Source organism: Nocardiopsis sp. NPDC006198 (assembly GCF_040613895.1).
GTDB classification, from domain to species: Bacteria; Actinomycetota; Actinomycetes; order Streptosporangiales; family Streptosporangiaceae; genus Nocardiopsis; species Nocardiopsis tropica.
The window spans coordinates 39,459-55,573 of sequence record NZ_JBEXSY010000032.1 but is presented as its reverse complement, the minus strand read 5'-3'; the positions used below and the strand labels follow the sequence as shown (position 1 = coordinate 55,573).

General features: G+C 72.9%; 14 protein-coding genes. 10 read left to right on the top strand and 4 right to left on the bottom strand.

Annotated features, from left to right (window positions below):
* The first annotated feature begins 7 nt into the window (after nt 1-7).
* From ABZ234_RS21115 to ABZ234_RS21080, 8 genes are all read left to right on the top strand, one after another.
* Nucleotides 8-352: a biotin/lipoyl-containing protein gene (locus ABZ234_RS21115; RefSeq protein WP_267948800.1), complete on the top strand. Its 345-nt coding sequence runs from the start codon at nt 8-10 to the stop codon at nt 350-352.
* Nucleotides 353-501: 149 nt separating this feature from the next.
* On the top strand, nt 502-1,233 hold the full coding sequence (locus tag ABZ234_RS21110; protein ID WP_355013186.1) for an alpha/beta hydrolase: 732 nt from the start codon (nt 502-504) through the stop codon (nt 1,231-1,233).
* 318 nt (nt 1,234-1,551) lie between these two features.
* Nucleotides 1,552-2,607: a BMP family ABC transporter substrate-binding protein gene (locus ABZ234_RS21105; protein WP_355013185.1), complete on the top strand. Its 1,056-nt coding sequence runs from the start codon at nt 1,552-1,554 to the stop codon at nt 2,605-2,607.
* Nucleotides 2,608-2,851: 244 nt separating this feature from the next.
* Complete coding sequence (locus ABZ234_RS21100; protein ID WP_355013184.1) at nt 2,852-4,459, top strand: ABC transporter ATP-binding protein; 1,608 nt, start codon at nt 2,852-2,854, stop codon at nt 4,457-4,459.
* Nucleotides 4,456-6,039, top strand: coding sequence for an ABC transporter permease (locus ABZ234_RS21095; protein ID WP_344179832.1), 1,584 nt, complete (start codon nt 4,456-4,458; stop codon nt 6,037-6,039). Before ABZ234_RS21100 ends, ABZ234_RS21095 begins: the two co-directional genes overlap by 4 nt.
* Nucleotides 6,036-7,295, top strand: a complete 1,260-nt coding sequence (locus tag ABZ234_RS21090; RefSeq protein ID WP_355013183.1) for an ABC transporter permease — start codon at nt 6,036-6,038, stop codon at nt 7,293-7,295. The genes ABZ234_RS21095 and ABZ234_RS21090 overlap by 4 nt, the downstream gene beginning before the upstream one ends.
* The gene (locus ABZ234_RS21085; RefSeq protein WP_355013182.1) at nt 7,274-7,717 is read left to right on the top strand and encodes a cytidine deaminase; all 444 of its coding nucleotides are present in this window, start codon (nt 7,274-7,276) and stop codon (nt 7,715-7,717) included. The genes ABZ234_RS21090 and ABZ234_RS21085 overlap by 22 nt, the downstream gene beginning before the upstream one ends.
* A gap of 94 nt (nt 7,718-7,811) precedes the next feature.
* Nucleotides 7,812-9,101, top strand: coding sequence for a thymidine phosphorylase (locus ABZ234_RS21080; RefSeq protein ID WP_267948807.1), 1,290 nt, complete (start codon nt 7,812-7,814; stop codon nt 9,099-9,101).
* A gap of 137 nt (nt 9,102-9,238) precedes the next feature.
* On the opposite strand, the gene ABZ234_RS21075 is transcribed toward ABZ234_RS21080, so the two are convergent.
* From ABZ234_RS21075 to ABZ234_RS21060, 4 genes are all read right to left on the bottom strand, one after another.
* Nucleotides 9,239-10,663, bottom strand: a complete 1,425-nt coding sequence (locus tag ABZ234_RS21075) for an MFS transporter (protein WP_355013181.1) — start codon at nt 10,661-10,663, stop codon at nt 9,239-9,241.
* An 86-nt stretch (nt 10,664-10,749) separates the two neighbouring features.
* A complete protein-coding gene (locus ABZ234_RS21070; protein WP_267948809.1) occupies nt 10,750-11,199 on the bottom strand; it encodes an Rrf2 family transcriptional regulator in 450 nt (149 codons plus the stop codon).
* A 184-nt stretch (nt 11,200-11,383) separates the two neighbouring features.
* Nucleotides 11,384-11,965, bottom strand: a complete 582-nt coding sequence (locus ABZ234_RS21065) for a hypothetical protein (protein WP_355013180.1) — start codon at nt 11,963-11,965, stop codon at nt 11,384-11,386.
* A 119-nt stretch (nt 11,966-12,084) separates the two neighbouring features.
* A complete protein-coding gene (locus ABZ234_RS21060) occupies nt 12,085-12,561 on the bottom strand; it encodes a hypothetical protein (protein WP_267948811.1) in 477 nt (158 codons plus the stop codon).
* Between the two features lie 151 nt (nt 12,562-12,712).
* Between ABZ234_RS21060 and ABZ234_RS21055 the strand changes: the two genes are divergently transcribed.
* Both ABZ234_RS21055 and ABZ234_RS21050 read left to right on the top strand, forming a co-directional pair.
* A complete protein-coding gene (locus ABZ234_RS21055) occupies nt 12,713-14,449 on the top strand; it encodes an acyclic terpene utilization AtuA family protein (protein WP_355013179.1) in 1,737 nt (578 codons plus the stop codon).
* Nucleotides 14,450-14,516: 67 nt separating this feature from the next.
* On the top strand, nt 14,517-16,115 hold the full coding sequence (locus ABZ234_RS21050) for a carboxyl transferase domain-containing protein (protein WP_355013178.1): 1,599 nt from the start codon (nt 14,517-14,519) through the stop codon (nt 16,113-16,115).

Genomic DNA, 16,115 nt, shown 5'->3' with positions numbered 1-16,115 from the left:
ACAGACCATGGCAGAAGAGAGCATCACCTTCACCCTCCCCGACCTGGGAGAGGGGCTCGTCGAGGCGACGGTCCTGGAGTGGCAGGTCGCCGTCGGCGACGTCGTGGCGCGCAACGCCCCCCTCGTGGAGGTGGAGACGACCAAGTCGGCCGTCGTCATCCCCTCGCCCCAGGCGGGCCGGATCGCCGAACTGCACGCGGCGGAGGACCAGGTGGTCCCGGTGGGCGACCCCCTGGTGACCTTCGCGGTGGAGGCGGCCGACGAGGCGCCCCGGGCGGGCATCGTCGGCCGGGTCCCCCCGGAGGAGGCCCGGCCCGCCCGCCGGGTGCGCCTGAAGCCCCCGACGGCCTGACCCGCCGCCGCCGTGCCGGCCGGACCGCCGGTGCCGTTGGGAGGTCCGCACGAACGGCGGCGCCCCCCAGGGGGAGCCGTTCATAGGAATATCCGACAGGGCCTCGGGCGGCCCGGCAAGTTCTTCAGAATTTAATGGAGTGGGGATTCATGTCCGCAAAACTCACCGGCGACGTGACAATGCGCTATGTGGATTTGCCTCCGCGTGCCCCGGCGGATGCGGTTCCGGTTCTTCTGCTGCACGGTTTCGGCACCGATTTCGACATGAATTGGCGTGCCACCGGGTGGACCCGGGCGCTGGAGTCCGCAGGGCTACGGGTGATCGGTCCGGATCTGCGCGGCCACGGTTCCAGCGACAAACCCGTGGAGGAGGCTTTCTACCTGCCCGAACACTTTGTCGCGGATCTCGTTTCCCTGCTCGACGAGTTGGGCGTGGAGAGGGTCGACGTGGTGGGCTACTCGATGGGTTCCCGCCTGGGGTGGGAACTGGCGCTGACCATGCGGGAACGGGTGAGGCGTGTGGCCCTGGGCGGTTTCGGACCCGTTAACGCCTTCGCCGGGATCGACCTGTCCGAGCCCGGTTCCGGCGACTCCCCGTTCGACCGCGTCTACCGCGCGGTCGCGGCCCTCCCCGGCAACGACACCGCGGCGCTCGCGGCGTGCGCGCGCGGTCAGGCCTCCCGTCCCTTCAGCGCCGACCCGCTGCTGAACGGCGTTCCGCTCCTGCTCGTCTCGGGGGAGCGGGACGCCGTCGCCGAGGGCGCCGCCGGGCTCGCCGGGCGCTGCGGCGGCGTACACGTGGAGGTTCCCGGGCGCGACCACGGCAACGCCGTGTCCTCCCGCGCCTTCCGGCAGGCGGTCGTGGACTTCCTTCTCGCCTGAGGCGGCGCATACCGGTCTAGACCGGCCCGCCCCCACGTGCTGGTGTGACAACGGGTGAACATCGTGGAGCAATGCGTAGTAATGCCCGCGGGGTCCGGGGAACGGGAGGTCAAAACCCGGAACACAAACCCGGCCGACCGCTTCCGGCGAGTGTTCGGTAACTTCCGGGTAAGACCCCGTTTCACTACGCTCTCGCCTTCATAACAACTCCGCCTGTTGGTTAGGTGTACTTTCGGCCACCGGATATTGTCCGACCGCAGAACTCAGTTCGGTCGTACGGAATGTGGGCCGCTGAGAGGGCGAAGGGGAGAGTTACCAGTGAAGCGCAGCAACGCAGTCAGGTTCGCCGCGGTGGCGGCGGCGGGTGTGCTGGCCCTCACCGCGTGCGACAGTGCAGCGGAGGAGGCCGACGGTTCCGGCGACGGCGGCGAGGGGGACTCGGCCGACGTGCGCGTCGGCCTGGCCTACGACGTCGGCGGCCGCGGCGACCGCTCGTTCAACGACTCCGCCTACCGCGGCCTCGAGCAGGCCGCCGAGGAGCTCGGAGTCGAGACCCAGGACTTCGAGCCCTCCGACGGAGAGGCCGACTCCGCCAAGGAGGAGCGCCTGGCGACCATGGCCGACGAGGGCTACGACCTGGTCATCGCCGTCGGGTTCGCCTACGACGGGGCCGTCCGAGCCGTCGCGCCCGAGTACCCGGACGTGCACTTCGCCATCGTGGACTCCGAGATCGAGGACGTCGACAACGTCACCAGCCTGGTCTTCGCCGAGGAGCAGGCCTCCTTCCTGGCCGGCGCCGCCGCCGCTCTGACCTCCGAGGAGGACCACGTCGGCTTCGTGGGCGGCGTCGAGACCCCGCTGATCCACAAGTTCGAGGCCGGCTACGTCGCGGGCGCCGAGCACGTCACCGAGGACATCACCGTCGAGGTCGACTACCTCAGCCAGCCGCCGGACTTCAGCGGCTTCAGCGACCCGGCCAAGGGGCGCGAGCTGGCCCAGGCCCAGTACGACCGCGGCGCGGACGTGATCTACCACGCCGCCGGCGCCTCCGGCAACGGCGTCCTGGAGTCCGCGGTGGAGAACGACTTCACCTTCATCGGCGTGGACAGCGACCAGTACGAGAACGCCGAGGACAACCAGAAGCCGTACGTGCTCACCTCCGCGATCAAGCAGGTGGACGTCGCCGTGTTCGAGCTCATCAACAGCACGGTGGAGGGCACCCCCGAGGGCGGCATCCAGCGCTTCGAGCTGGCCGACGGCGGTGTGGACTACACGACCTCCAACGAGGAGGCGATCAGCCCCATCCAGGAGGAGCTGGACGCGATCAAGCAGCAGATCATCGACGGCGAGATCGAGGTCCCGACCGCGCCGTAGGCCGCGCCCTCCGGGCGTGTCCCGCGGATACCGCCGCTCGCGTAGCAGGATGGGTGTCCGGGGGCCGCGCCCCGCGCGGAGCCGCCGCGGGCGGGGCCCGCGGCGGCCGCATCCAAGGGCGGTACCGGACAGGGGGAGTCCCCCGGTCCCGGTGCCGCCCCGGTTGCCGTTCCGCGACGGTGGCGCCCGCCGGGAGCCCCCGGCCCGGCGGTCCGCGCCACGCCGCACGTTCACGAGGAGACAGATGAGCAGCACGCCACCGGGCAACGGGGCCCTGGCGCCCCCCGCCGTTGAGCTGCGCGGGATCACCAAGCGTTTTCCCGGGGTCGTGGCCAACCACGACATCGACATCACCGTGGCCCCGGGCACCGTGCACGCCATCGTCGGCGAGAACGGTGCCGGGAAGTCCACGCTGATGAAGACCCTGTACGGCATGCACCGGCCGGACGAGGGACAGATCTACGTCAGGGGCGCGGAGGTACGGCTCAACTCGCCCTCCGACGCCATCCGGCACGGCATCGGCATGGTGCACCAGCACTTCATGCTCGCCGACAACCTGACCGTGCTGGAGAACGTGGTGCTCGGCGCCGAACGCCGCTTCGGCATCGGCAACCGCGCCCGCGCGCACATCCGGGAGCTCTCCTCCCAGTACGGGCTCGGGGTCGACCCCGACCGGCTCATGGAGGACCTGGGCGTCGGGGAGCGCCAGCGGGTGGAGATCCTCAAGGTGCTCTACCGGGGCGCCCGGACCATCATCCTCGACGAGCCCACCGCGGTCCTGGTCCCGCAGGAGGTCGACGAGCTGTTCGACAACCTGCGCGAGCTCAAGCGCGAGGGCCTCACCGTCATCTTCATCTCGCACAAGCTGGACGAGGTGCTCTCCGTCGCCGACGAGATCACCGTGATCCGGCGGGGAACCACCGTGGCCACAGCAGACCCGGGCACCACCACCGCCCGGGAACTGGCCACGCTGATGGTGGGCGGCGAGCTCCCCGTCCCCGAGCTGCGCGAGTCGACCGTCACCGACAACGTCGTCCTGTCCCTGGACGGGGTCACCGTCACCTCCGCCGACGGCCGCGCCGTCGTCGACGGCGTCACCGTGGACATCCGCGAGGGCGAGATCGTCGGCATCGCCGGCGTCGAGGGCAACGGCCAGTCGGAGCTGATCGAGGCCATCATGGGCATGCGCCCGCTGACCTCGGGGACGATCTCCCTGGGCACGGACGACATCACGTCCTGGTCCACGCTGCGCATCCGCGAGGCGGGGGTCGGCTACATCCCTGAGGACCGGCACCGGCACGGCGTGCTGCTGGAGTCCCCCCTGTGGGAGAACCGGATCCTCGGCCACCAGACCAAGGCGCCCAGCGTGCGCGGCCCCTGGATCGACAGGGCCGGGGCGCGCGCCGACTCCGAGCGCATCGTCGCCGAGTACGACGTGCGCACCCCCAACATCGACGTGATCGCCGACGCCCTGTCCGGCGGCAACCAGCAGAAGTTCATCATCGGCCGGGAGATGAGCGGCTCCCCGCGCTTCCTGGTGGCCGCCCACCCCACCCGCGGTGTGGACGTCGGCGCCCAGGCCGCCATCTGGGAGCAGCTGCGCGACGCCCGCGCGGCCGGCCTGGCGGTGCTGCTGGTCTCCGCCGACCTGGACGAGCTGATCGGCATGTCCGACACCCTGCACGTGATCCTGCGCGGCCGCCTGGTCGCGCAGGCCGACCCGACCACCGTCACACCCGAACAGCTGGGCTCCGCCATGACCGGGGCCGGGCTGGGCGGGGGCGACGCGAGCACAGAAGGTGACAGCGGTGCTGACGGTGCCGACCGAAACGGGAACGAGGGCGGATCATGAGTAGGATTCCCCGCCCCGACAGGACCCTGCCCGCCCCGGCCGCGGCGGCCGTCGCCGTCGTCCTCGGCGTCGGGGTCACCGCCGCCCTCGATCTCGCGCTGCTGTGGTGGGCCGCGCTGATCATCGGCGTCGCGGCGGCCTTCGCCTTCGTGGCCTGGTCCGGACCGCTGGTCCCGGACGAGCGCAGGGCCGGGGCCGACGGCACGAAGGAGCAGGGCACCACGCTCCACACGACCCTGGTCGTGCCGACCGCGCTGGTGCTGGCGGTGGTCTCCGGGCTGCTGTCCGCCTGGTTCCTGGACCTGTCCCTGATCGAGCCGGTCGCCGCCGCCCTGGGCGCGCTCGTCGGCTCGGCCGTGGCGTTCACGCTGTTCCACCGGCTGTCCGCCATGCTCGCGCTGTCCTTCGCCGCGGTCCTCGCCGCCGGGGTCATCGCGATCGGCGTCACGGCCGCCGTCCTCTTTTTCAGCGGCATCTCGCCGCTGCCCACCTTCGCGCGGATGATCGAGTACGGCACCAGGCCCAACAGCCTGGTCAAGATCATCAACGACGGCACCACCTACTACCTGGCCGCCGTGGCCGTGGCGATCGGCTTCAAGATGAAGCTGTTCAACATCGGCGTCGACGGGCAGTACCGGCTCGCGGCCCTGCTCGCGGCAGCCGTCGGCGGCTACGTGGTCCTGCCCCCGGTGCTCAGCCAGATCGTCGTCATCGCCACGGCCGTCGCCGTCGGCGGCGCGTGGGCGGGCATCGCGGGGTACCTCAAGGTGGCCCGGGGCGTCTCCGAGGTGATCTCCACGATCATGCTCAACGCCATCGCCACCGGCATCACCGCCTACCTGCTCAGCACCGACCGCCTCGCGGTGGAGATCAGCACCAACAACATCGGCACCCCGCCGATGCCCGAGTCGTCGTGGGTGCCCGGCATCCCGGCGGGCTTCCTCGGCTCCGAGCAGGAGATCTTCGGCTTCGTCCTCCTCGCCGTCGCCGTGGGCATCGGCTACTGGGTGATGCTCAACCGCACCCGCTTCGGGTTCGAGCTGCGGGCCACCGGCCAGTCGCAGTCGGCCGCCGAGGCCAGCGGCGTCAACGTCAAGAAGATGGTGTTCCTGTCCATGCTCTTCTCGGGCATGGTCGCCGGGCTGGTCGGCCTGCCCCAGCTGCTGGGCAGCTCGCACTACTACGCCCTGGACTTCCCGACCGGCATCGGCTTCATCGGCATCGCCATCGCGCTGCTGGGCCGCAACCACCCGGTCGGCATCGTCTTCGCCGCCCTCTTCTGGTCGTTCCTGAACCAGGCGGCGGGCATCCTGCCCTTCGACGGGATCCCCCAGGAGATCGCGGTCATCTCCCAGGCCACCATCGTGCTCACCGTCGTCGTGGTCTACGAGGTCGTGCACCGCTGGGGCCGCCGCTACCAGCAGCAGCAGATCGGCAACCAGCTCGGCGCCACCGCCGAGTCCACCACTGAACCCGCGCAGGCCGTGCCCTCCGGCACGGCGTCCGAGGACGGGTCCGCCGACGGCGGGGGCGACACGGCCCCCGGCTCCGACGGCAAGCGCGACGGGGAGGCCCAGTGAGCCAGGAACTCAACGTGATGGAACCGGTCAAGGCGCCGCCCAGGCCGGGAGGCTGGTCGCGCTGGCGCTTCCTCACCCTGTTCGGCGCGGTGCTGGTGTCCCTGGCGGGGCTGCGCGTCATCACCGGCCAGGACATGCTCACCGACACGGGCACCATCCGCACCACCATCACCTTCGCGGTGCCCATCGGCCTGGCGGCCCTGGGCGGCCTGTGGGCCGAGCGGGCGGGCGTCATCAACATCGGCCTCGAAGGCATGATGATCCTGGGCACCTGGTTCGGCGCCTACTTCGCCTGGTCGACCGACAACCCGTGGATGGGCCTGCTGGCCGGTGTCCTGGCCGGCATGGCCGGGGGGCTGCTGCACGCCGTGGCGACGGTCACCTTCGCGGTCGACCACATCGTGTCCGGCGTGGCCATCAACATCCTCATGCTCGGCGCGATGCGCTACCTGTCGATCCTGGTCTACTCCGACGTGCCCCGCGCGGGAGCCGCGCAGTCGCCGACCACGCCGTCGTTCCCGGTGTGGAACCTCCCGTTCGTCGCCGACGCGCTCGCGCCCGTGGCGGGCAGCGGGATCTTCGTGGTCAGCGACCTGGCGTCGCTGGTGATCGGCCTGACCACCCGCATGTCGGCCCTGACGTTCATCGCGATCATGATGATCCCGGTGACCTACCTCGTGCTGTGGCGGACCACCTTCGGCCTGCGGCTGCGCTCGGTGGGAGAGAACCCCGACGCCGCCGAGTCCCTCGGCGTGCCGGTGTACAGCCTCAAGTACGTCGCCGTGGTCATCTCCGGCGGGCTCGCCGGCATGGGCGGGGTGTTCCTGGCCATCGTGGCGTCGCAGATCTACCAGGAGGGGCAGACCGGCGGCCGCGGCTACATCGGCCTGGCCGCCATGATCTTCGGCAACTGGCGCCCGGGAGGCCTCGCCATGGGCGCGGGCCTGTTCGGCTACACCGACGCCCTCCAGATCCGCGGCGGCGGTGCGGCGATCCACGCCCTGCTGCTGCTCCTGGCGGTGGGGCTGCTCGCGGTGGCGGTCTGGCAGGTGCGCAAGGACCGCAAGGGCCTGGCGGTCGCCGCCGTGCTCACCGGCGTCCTGCTGCTGGTCTGGTACCTCTCGACCGACTCCCTGCCGCGGGAGCTGGCCACCTACAGCCCGCACATCGCGACGCTCCTGGTGCTCTCGCTGGCCTCCCAGAGGCTCCGGCCCCCCGCCGGGGTCGGCAAGCAGTGGAGGGCGAGCCGGTCATGAGCGACAACACCCCGACGGCCGGTCCGCCCGGCGCGGACACGGTGGACTGGGAGGCGCTGCGGGCCGCCGCCCGCGAGGCCATGTCGCACGCCTACGCGCCCTACTCGAACTACCCGGTGGGAGCGGCGGCCCTGGTCGACGACGGCCGGGTGGTCAGCGGCTGCAACGTGGAGAACGCCTCGTACGGCGTCGGCCTGTGCGCCGAGTGCGGGCTCGTCAGCGCCCTGCACGCCTCCGGGGGAGGGCGCCTGACGGCGTTCGCCTGCGTGGACGGGCGGGGCGGCGTCCTCATGCCGTGCGGCCGCTGCCGGCAGCTCCTGTTCGAGCACGGCGGGCCGCACCTGCTCGTGGACACCCCGGAGGGGATCCTGTCCATGGACCGGATCCTGCCGCAGGCCTTCGGTCCGGACAACCTCACATAGCCGGTGCCCGCCGTCTCCCCGGTCCCCGCCCGCCCGGCGGCGGCCGGGGAGACCTGTGTGCCGCCGAAGTTCCCGCCAGGTGAAAGGAACAGACATGGACGTCATCGAGATCATCCGGGCCAAGCGCGACGGGGGAGAGCTCACCCCCGGGCAGATCGACTGGGTGATCGACGCCTACACGCGGGGGGCGGTGGCCGAGGAGCAGATGTCGGCGCTGGCCATGGCGGTCTTCCTGCGCGGGATGAACCGTGCCGAGGTGGGCCGGTGGACCGAGGCGATGCTCGCGTCCGGGGACCGGCTGGACTTCTCCGGCCTGGACCGGCCCACCACCGACAAGCACTCCACCGGCGGTGTCGGCGACAAGATCACCCTGCCGCTCACCCCGACCGTCGCCGCGTGCGGGGCCGCCGTGCCGCAGCTGTCCGGGCGCGGGCTCGGCCACACCGGCGGCACGCTGGACAAGCTGGAGTCGATCCCCGGGTGGCGCGCGTCGCTGACCGCGGAGGAGATGCGCGGCGTGCTGGAGGCCACGGGCGGCGTGATCTGCGCCGCGGGGACCGGTCTGGCCCCCGCCGACCGCAAGCTGTACGCGCTGCGCGACGTCACCGGGACGGTCGAGTCGATCCCGCTCATCGCCGCCTCCATCATGAGCAAGAAGCTCGCCGAGGGCACCGGGGCGCTCGTCCTCGACGTCAAGGTGGGATCGGGCGCGTTCATGAAGGACGCCGGGTCCGCCCGCGAGCTGGCCCGCACCATGGTGGACATCGGCAACGACCACGGGGTCCGCACCGTCGCGCTGCTCACCGACATGGAGGCGCCGCTGGGGCGCCAGGTCGGCAACGCCCTGGAGGTCGCCGAGGCGGTGGAGGTGCTCTCCGGCGGCGGCCCCGCCGACGTCGTGGAGCTGACCGTGGCCCTGGCCCGGGAGATGCTGGCCGCGGCAGGCCTCACCCCCGGCGGGAACGGTGTCAAGGACCCGGCCGAGGCCCTGCGGGACGGGAGCGCGCTGGCGTCGTGGAAGCGGCTGATCCGGGCGCAGGGGGGCGACCCGGACGCACCCCTGCCGGTGGCCGCCGAGCGGCGCACGGTGCTCGCCCCGGCGTCGGGCACCGTCACCCGGCTGGACGCCTACCAGGTGGGGCTGGCGGCGTGGCGGCTGGGCGCGGGACGGGCGCGCAAGGAGGACGCGGTCTCCTTCGGGGCCGGGGTGACGCTGCACGCCAAGCCGGGGGAGCGGGTGCAGGCGGGGGAGCCCCTGTTCACCCTGCACGCGGACGAGGAGGCGCGGTTCGAGCGGGCGGCGCAGGCCCTGGAGGGCGCGTTCGGGATCGACCAGGACGGGCGCCACGAGGCCGCCCCGCTGGTCATCGACCGCATCGCCTGAGCCCGGACCCCTCGCGGCCCGGGACCGGCCGCGGGGCAGCCACCGGTCGGGTGGCCGCCCCGCGACCGGTCGGTCCGGGAACCGTGCGGCTCCCGGCGAGCGGCCCCGCCGTCCCCGCCGTTTCCGGGGGCCGCCGGTCAGGTCCGTACGGGGTCCGCCGTCGGCCCGGTGGGGCGCCGGGCCAGGCCGAGCGCGGACGCCGCTCCGAGGACGGCCACCAGGGTCACCGCCAGGAAGGCGTCCGAGTACGCGGGGGCCGCGAGGGCGTGGAGCGGGTTGACGGCGTCGTGCCCGCCCGCCTGGCGGGCCGCGACCAGGGCGCCGATCAGCGCCGGTCCCGTACCGGCCCCCAGGAACTGGGCGCCCTGGAGGACACCCATGCCGACACCCACCCGGTCGGGGGGAAGGGCGCCGGCCGCGCTGTCCGTGACGAGGGTGGCCACGAAGGCGAAGCCCGCGCCCACGCCCACCACGCCGAGCGCGGCGGCGGCGGGCGACGCCCCGTGGACGGAGAGGTGGAACGTCGAGGCGCCCATCAGAGCCAGGCCCCCGACCACCCACCACCGCGCCGTCGCGGACCCGGCGACCCGGCCCGCCAGCGGGGACAGGACCGCCAGCGCGACCCCGCCCGGGATCATCACGAGGCTTCCCGCTCCGGGACCGAGACCGTTCACGCCGACGACGAGCAGGGGGACGAACACGAGGACGGTCATGTTCACGAACATGGCCAGGAACACGGTGGCCACGGCCGACACGTAGATCCGGTCGGCGAACAGCGCCGGCGGGACGAACGGCTGCTCGGAGCGGACGGTGCGCCATGCGAACAGCGCGGCCGCGGTGGCGGAGGCCAGGACGCTCCCGTACGACGACGGCGAGTCGAAGCCGCTCTCCTGCCCCCGGGTCACCCCGAACAGGACGAGACCGGCCGCCAGGCCGAGGAGGACGCCGCCGAGCAGGTCGAAGGGCCGCGCGTCCCCGGGGGCGTCGTCGGGCAGCACCCGTGAGGCGGCGGCCAGCAGCAGCGCGCCCGCCATGGTGATCCAGAAGAGCGCGGGCCACCCGAGGAGTTCACCGATTCCGCCCCCGATGGACGGGCCGAGGGCGGCGCCCGCGCCTCCCGCGGCGGAGACGAACCCGATCCCCGTGCCTCTCCTGCCGGGCGGGAGGACCCGGGTGACGGCGATGACGGACAGGACCGGGACCGCGGCGGCGCCCGCCCCCATCACCAGCCGTCCGAGGACGAGGAGTGGCAGCGTCGGTGCGAGGGCGCAGACCAGGCTGCCCGCCGCGTAGACCAGCAGGGCCCCGCGGAACAAGCTCCGGAGGCCGACGCGGTCGGAGACGCGGCCGTAGACGGGGATGCCGACCGAGAAGACCAGGAGGAAGCCGGTGACGACCCAGGCGAGCTGTGCTTCCGAGGCTGCGAACTGCTCTCCCATGAGGGGCAGGACGAGCCCGACCATGTCGCTGGCGACGACCATGAGGAGCATGGCCGCGACGAGCACCGCCAAGAGTGCGGACGTCGAGGGGGCGGGGGGCGCGGAGGCCGGCGTCGGTCTCATGTGTTCACCTTGACTCTCATTTACTGCAACCAATTTGGTGGCAGTTTTGGGCGAAAAAAAGGCGGAAGGTCTCCCTTCCGCCCGGTCTAGGAGCGCGGTGCGCCGAGGGTGCGCTCGCGCTCGAGGACCTGGGCGAGCATGTCGGCGACGGTCGTGCGGCCGAGTCGGTCCCGCAGGGCCTGCTCCGCCTGTGCGAATTCCACTTCGAGCAGGGACTGGATGTGCCTGCCGATGACGCATCCCGCGCTCGGGGGGTGGGAGTGCAGGGGGAGGAGGGGACCGTCCGCGACCGCCGCGTGGGCGTCGTAGAGGCTGATGTCCTCCGCCGGGCGCGCGAGGCGCCAGCCGCCTCCCCGCCCCTCGGTGGACCACGCCAGCGAGGCGTCGCGCAGGCGCCCGAGGATGCGCCTGACGACCACGGGGTTGCTCTCCAGGCTCTCGGCGATGTCGGCGGAGGACCGCGGCAGTTCGTCCCCCCGGCGGGCCAGGTAGGTCAGCGCGTGGATCGCGACCGCGCTCCGGCTGTTGACGCTCACGTCCGCCCCTTTCCCGTCGAGCCGTTAACGGACACCAAGCTAGTTGCAGTTTCTGGGTGCGTCAATCACGGAGGGGTCGGAGCCGTACGGAAAACGACACAGGAGCGGGCCCCGGGGACGCGCGGCCGTTCGGCGACCGCTCGCCCGGGACCCGCTCCGGGATGTTCCGCGCACGGGCCCGCGGTCACTCCATCACGGGCGGCATCATCGGGGCCGCCTCGGGGATGAGCAGGTAGGACACGGCGGCGACGGCCACGAACAGGAGTCCGGTGATCAACGCGGCCGCGGACACCCAGCGCCCCCACGGCCGGGTCCTCGCGTCGGCGAGCACCAGCGCGAGCGCGGACACCACCACGGTGAGCAGCGCCACGGCGCCGCCGAGCATGATCTGCGTGCGGATCTGCGTGATCTGGTCCGCGCCGATGGGCTGGCCGCCGACGAGGAGCATGCTGGTGAGGATCTCCAGCAGCTGGCCGGAGAACAGGGTCACGGCGAGGAGCACGAGTCCGACGATGCCGAAGGTCTCCGTCGAGAACACGCCGGAGGCCGCCGGTGCGTGCGGCGCCGCGGTCACCGCGGCGGCCTCGGCCTCGGCCTCCCTCGTGTCGGCGGCCTCGCCGGTCGGTGGGCCGGAGTCGGACGGGTGGGCCGCCCCGGAGTCGGGCACTTCCGGCGCGACCCCGGGCTCGAACGTCGGCTTCGGGGCCTCGTTCGGGGTGAGGGGGTTGCGGTCGGGGCTGTCGTTGTCTCCTGGTGCGGTACTCACGCGGCCAACGTACCCGCTGGTCACCGTAAGCGGAGCCTAAGAATCGCCGCTGTCACCAGGGGGTTGTGAACCCCGACCACCGGGGCAGTCAAAGGCCCCGACCCCGAAGGGCTCCGGGCTCAGGACCCGGAGGGCAGGCCGGCGAAGGTCAGCACGGAGACGATCAGCATCAGGCTGCCCACGACGACGGTGGCGGCCGCGCACCAGCGGCTCCACGCCCGGGTGGCGGCGCCGCCGCGGAACAGGGCCACGGCCGCGGCGAGCACGGACAGGGCGCTCAGGCCGCCCGCGACGGCGACCTCGGCCGAGAGCACGGCCGCCTGCTGGGCGCTGTGCGACGGGGCCGCGCCGCTGAGGAAGAACCAGCTGAAGAGCTCGAACAGCCGGGTGTGCACGGTGGTGAGGGCGAACAGCAGCAGGCCGATGACGCTGAAGGTCTCGGCGGCGAAGAGCCCGCCCGGGGTGGGGGGCGGGCCGACCGGGGTTCCTTCGAGGAAGGCGTTGCCCGCCCCGGTGTCGCCCGCGGCCCTCGTTTCCTCGGCCGCCGCTCCGGGGGTCTCGTCGGTGGGGTTCGTGTCTTCAGGGGAGGTACTCACCGCGCCAAACTACCCCGCGCGCGTGCCCGCTCCCCCGGTCTGCAACCCACCCTCCGTGGCCGGTTCCGGCCACGGCGTGACACACGGCCCTCCCGGGAAGAACAATCACCCACGCTTGTTTTTCGGTGTGTCCGGTGTCACCCTCGTGTCCATGACCGCTACGTCCCCCCTGTGGGTCGCGAACGCCTCCGGTTTCTACGGGGACCGCTTCGCCGCCGTCCACGAGATGCTCACGGGCGGCCCGGTGGACGTCCTCACCGGCGACTACCTGGCCGAACTCACCATGGCCATCCTCGGCCGCGACCAGCTCGCCGACCCGGGGCGCGGCTACGCCAGGACCTTCCTCGGCCAGATGCGGGACTGCCTGACCCTGATCACGGAACGCCGCGTCAGGGTGGTCACCAACGCCGGCGGCCTCAACCCCCGGGGCCTGGCCGACAGGCTCACCGAGCTCGCCGACGGGCTCGGCCTCGCCCCCCGCATCGCCTGCGTCACGGGCGACGACCTCCTCCACCGGGCGGAGGAGCTCGACCTCGGCAGCCCCCTGACCGCCAACGCCTACCTGGGCGCCTTCGGGATCGCCGCCTGCCTGGACGCCGGGGCCGACATCGTCGTCACCGGACGGGTCACCGACGCCTCCCTGACCGTCGGGCCCGCCGTCTCCCACTTCGGGTGGACCCCGGACGACCTCGACGCGCTCGCCGGGGCCACGGTCGCCGGGCACGTCATCGAGTGCGGGGCCCAGGCCACCGGCGGCAACTACGCCCACGCGGCCGCCCTCCTCCGCGAGGGGTACGACCTGGACCGCCCCGGCTTCCCGATCGCCGAGATCGGCGCCGACGGCAGCGCGGTCGTCACCAAGCACCCCGGCACCGGGGGAGCGGTCACCACCGGGACCGTCACCGCCCAGCTCGTCTACGAGATCGCGGGCGCCCGCTATCCCGGGCCCGACGTCACCACGCGCCTGGACACCGTCCGGCTCACCCGGGAGGGCCCCGACCGGGTCCGGATCAGCGGCACGCGCGGCGAGCGACCGCCCGCCGAGCTCAAGGTGGGGCTGACCGGCCTCACCGGGTTCCGCAACGACGTCGAGTTCCTGATCACCGGGCTGGACGCCGAGGACAAGGCGGCGCTCGCCGAACGGCAGATGCGCGCCGCGCTCGCCCACCGCCGCCCCGAGGACCTGCGCTTCGAGTTCGTTCCCGCCGAGGACCCGCACGGGCCCACCCAGGACGCCGCCACCGCGCGGCTGCGGGTGACCGCGCGCGACCACGACGCGTCCAGGGTCGGCAGGGCCTTCGGGGCGGCCGCCGTCGAGCTGGCCCTGGCCGGGTACGCCGGTTTCCACCTCACCTCGCCGCCGCGCGACGCGCGCCCGGACGGCGTCGCCGCCACGCACGTGCTCGTGCCCGCTGGCGAGGTGGAGCACACCGCCATCCTCCCCGACGGGGCCCGGGTGTCCGTCGCCCCCGCCCCCCGGACCCGGCGGCCGGCCGAGGTCCCCGAACCCCCGCTCCCCCCGCCCCTCCCGGAGGGGACGCTGCGCGAGGCGCCGCTCGGCCTGGTCGTGGGGGCGCGCAGCGGGGACAAGGGCGCCGACGCCAACCTCGGCGTGTGGGCGGCCGACGACGACGCCTGGCGCTGGCTCGCCCACACCCTCACCGTCCCCCTGCTGCGCGAGCTGCTGCCCGAGACCGCCGGCCTCGTGGTCACCCGCCACCTGCTGCCCAACCTGCGCGCGGCCAACTTCTGGATCGAGGGCATGCTCGCCCCCGGCAGCGCCCGGCGCGAGGGCCCGGACCCGCAGGCCAAGGGGCTGGGGGAGTGGCTGCGGGCGCGCAGGACCCTGATCCCCGAGAAGCTCCTCCCGGAGGTGGCACGGCAGTGAACGCCCCGACCCCCGCCCTCCCCGGGCCCCGCCGAGCGCACCGGCCCCCGCCGGGGACGGAGCGGCCGTGAGCGTCCTGGGAACCCGGCTCGACCCCGCCTCGCCCGCCTTCGCCGAGGCCCGCGAGGCCATGCTCGCCAAGCTCGCCGAGATCGGCGCCGAACACGCCAGGGCCCTGGCCGGAGGCGGGGAGAAGTACGTCGAACGCCACCGCTCCCGGGGCAAGCTGCTGCCCCGGGAACGGATCGAACTCCTCCTGGACGAGGGCAGCCCCTTCCTGGAGCTGTCCCCCCTGGCAGCCTGGGGGAGCGACTTCCACGTCGGCGCGAGTGTCGTCACCGGTGTCGGGGTGGTCTCCGGCGTCGAGTGCGTCGTCGTCGCCAACGACCCCACCGTCCGCGGCGGCTCCAGCAACCCGTGGACGCTGCGGAAGTCGGCGCGGGCCGCCGAGATCGCCGAGCAGAACCGCATGCCGATGATCAGCCTGGTCGAGTCCGGCGGCGCCGACCTGCCCACGCAGAAGGAGATCTTCGTCCCGGGCGGACGGACCTTCCGCGACCTGACGCGCCTCTCCGCGGCCGGGATCCCCACCGTCGCGCTGGTGTTCGGCAACTCCACCGCGGGCGGCGCCTACGTCCCCGGCATGAGCGACCACGTGGTCATGGTCCGCGACCGCGCCAAGGTGTTCCTCGGCGGGCCGCCGCTCGTCAAGGCGGCCACCGGCGAGGACAGCGACGACGAGTCCCTGGGCGGAGCCCGCATGCACGCCGAGGTCTCCGGACTCGCCGACCACCTCGCCGAGGACGAGCACGACGCCCTGCGCCTCGGACGGAGGATCGTCGCCCGGCTCAACCACCGCAAACAGGGGCCCGCCCCGCGAGGGGCCGCCGCGGAGCCCCTCCACCCCGCCGAGGACCTGCTCGGCGTCATGCCGCCCGACCTCAAGGTGCCGGTCGATCCGCGCGAGGTCCTCGCCCGGATCGTGGACGGCTCGGAGTTCGACGAGTTCAAGCCCGCCTACGGCAGCGGGCTCGTCACCGGCTGGGCCGAGCTGCACGGCTACCCCGTCGGCGTCCTCGCCAACGACAACGGCGTGCTCTTCAGCGCCGAGGCGCACAAGGCCACCCAGTTCATCCAGCTGGCCAACCGCGCCGACACCCCGCTCGTGTTCCTGCACAACACCACCGGCTACATGGTCGGCCGGGAGTACGAGCAGGGCGGCATCGTCAAGCACGGCTCCATGATGATCAACGCCGTCTCCAACAGCACCGTGCCCCACTTCTCGGTGCTCATCGGCGCCTCCTACGGCGCGGGCCACTACGGGATGTGCGGCAGGGCCTACGACCCCCGGTTCCTGTTCGCCTGGCCCAGCGCGCGCTCCGCCGTCATGGGGCCCAGGCAGCTCGCCGAGGTCCTGTCCACCGTCGCCCGCCGGTCCGCGGCCGCGCGGGGGCGCCCCTACGACGAGGAGCGGGACGCCGCCGTCCGCGAGATGGTCGAGAACCAGATCGAGGCCGAGTCGCTCCCCCTGTTCCTCTCCGGCCGGGTCTACGACGACGGGGTCATCGACCCCCGGGACACGCGCACCGTCCTGGGCCTGTGCCTGTCCCACGCCCACAACGCGCCCGTGCGCGGCACCGACCGCTTCGGCGTCTTCCGGATGTGA